Annotated in this window: 1 protein-coding gene; it reads right to left on the bottom strand. The window is 70.4% G+C overall.

Annotation, left to right across the window (positions count from 1 at the left end):
* Positions 1-212: 212 nt before the first annotated feature.
* A complete protein-coding gene (locus ACIBJF_RS53260) occupies positions 213-1658 on the bottom strand; it encodes an integrin alpha pat-2 (protein ID WP_399185092.1) in 1446 nt (481 codons plus the stop codon).
* Positions 1659-1846 lie beyond the last annotated feature (188 nt).

Here is a 1846-nt window from a genome sequence, read left to right as displayed (position 1 = left end):
TGAGAGCTCTCGATCATCGTGGGCGGCATCACCGCCGTGCGGGGTGGACGCCGGATCGCCCCGACGGCGATCCGGCTGTCCCTGCCCTGCTCCGCAGGAGTCCGATTCCTCCCCGGCCCGAAGGCCGGGGCATCCTCGGAGGAACCCGGTGAACGCCAGGGAAAAGCAGACGTGGCCCGCCGGAAGTTCCCGGCAGGGCCACGCCCGGTGGGTCACCCCACCATCCGGTACCCGAAGTTGCCGCCCCCGCTCGGCCCACCCAGGGTGCCGAGGGAGAAGCTGGTGGCGCCGGTGCCGGTGACGCCACTCGCGTCGGTGGCCAAGTTCCATACGCGGCCCTTGTAGCCGTCCTCGCCGTTACCGCCGACGTACAGCTCGGTGGAGCCGTCACGGTTGCTGTCCAGCAGGGCGAGCGCCGAGCCGAAGTGGTCACCAGCCTCCGAGGTGCTCGGGATGCCCTTGGAGTTCTGCGTGAAGCCCTTGGCGTCCACGGTGCTCACCCCGGTCGGGCTGCCCCACAGCACGTCGACGGCCCCCGACTCCTTGGTGTTCACGTCGTCCAGCCCCGTCTCGTACGGGATGCCGACCGCGATATCCGGGTAGCCGTCCTTGTTCGTGTCGCCGACGGCCAGCGAGGAGCCGAACTTGTCACCGGTCTCGTTCATGCCGGGGACACCACTGGAACCCTGCTGGTACGAGCGCGAGGTGCGAGTGGTGCTGACACCGTTGGGGCCGCCGTAGGTCACGAAGATCTGGTTCGTCTCCGCGTGCCCGGTGACCAGGTCCTGGTAACCGTCCTTGTCCAGATCGGCGAAGGCCGACGCGTGGTGACCGCCGTCGTAGACGTACGGCGCCGGGAACGTGGAGCCCTTCACCAGCCCGGTCGGCGAGCCCTTGAGCACCGTTCCGGCGGGCGCACCGCTGCCCAGCACCTTGTAGCCGCTGGTCACCACGTCGGCGATGCCGTCGCCGGTGAGGTCACCCACGAAGACGGTGCCGATGACCAGGTCGTCCAGCCTGTCGCTGGCGCGGTACCAGGTGCCGGCCGCCTTGCCGGTGGCCCGCTCGAGCGGCCCGAGCAGCACGGCGGCGCCGTACGAGGAGCCGCCGCCCTGGTAGCTGCCGTAGATGGCGCGGCTGACGAAGTCGTCGACGCCGTCCCCGTTGACGTCACCGATGCCGATCCCGCCGCCGAGCAGACGCGGCTGGTTGCCCGCCGGGAGGACGGTCGCGGCGCCGGTGAGGCCTTCCTTGCTGCCCCACAGGACGGTGTTCTTGTCGACCCAGTGGATCACCAGGTCGTCGAAGCCGTCGCCGTCCAGGTCCCCGGCCGCGGTGGCCTCGCGCCACTTGCCGTCGGTGACCGCGTCGCCCGGCACGCCGGGCGTGGCCTGGCTGACTATCTGGGCGGTGTCGTACCGCAGGCCCGTCGCGGACCCGTACGCCACCGCTACCACCCCGGCGCGCTGGACGCCGCCCACCGCCGCGGTGTGCGCGCCGATGGCCAGGTCCGGATAACCGTCACCGTTGAAGTCGGCGTGGCTGCCCCCCGCGGCTGCCGCAGCGGTGACCGTGCCGGCCGGCGCGGCCGCGGCCGTACCGGCGGCACCGAACACGACCGCCGCAACCGCAGCCGTGACGAGCGCACTTCTGCGCATGGAACCCCCCACAGGTTCGGCCCGGTGGCCTGAGCCGCCGGGCATCGAAACCAAGTGATCGAATGATCGAATACGACCGGATCATACGGGTCGGGGTGAGGTTCCCCCTGCCGGCCGGACAGCTTGATACTGGGACGGATGGTCCCGGAGGAAGCAGTCACAGGTAGTGAGTAGCAAGAGCAACATGA

Origin of the sequence: Streptomyces sp. NPDC050743 (assembly GCF_044456925.1) — a bacterium.
Lineage (GTDB): Bacteria > Actinomycetota > Actinomycetes > Streptomycetales > Streptomycetaceae > Streptomyces.
Note: the sequence above shows the minus strand (reverse complement) of the source record. Positions and strands in the feature narration are given on the sequence as shown.

What these genes read in the sequence shown, in the direction of transcription:
- ACIBJF_RS53260 (WP_399185092.1), bottom strand. Translation starts at nt 1,658, where the DNA reads ATGCGCAGAAGTGCGCTCGTCACGGCTGCGGTTGCGGCGGTCGTGTTC.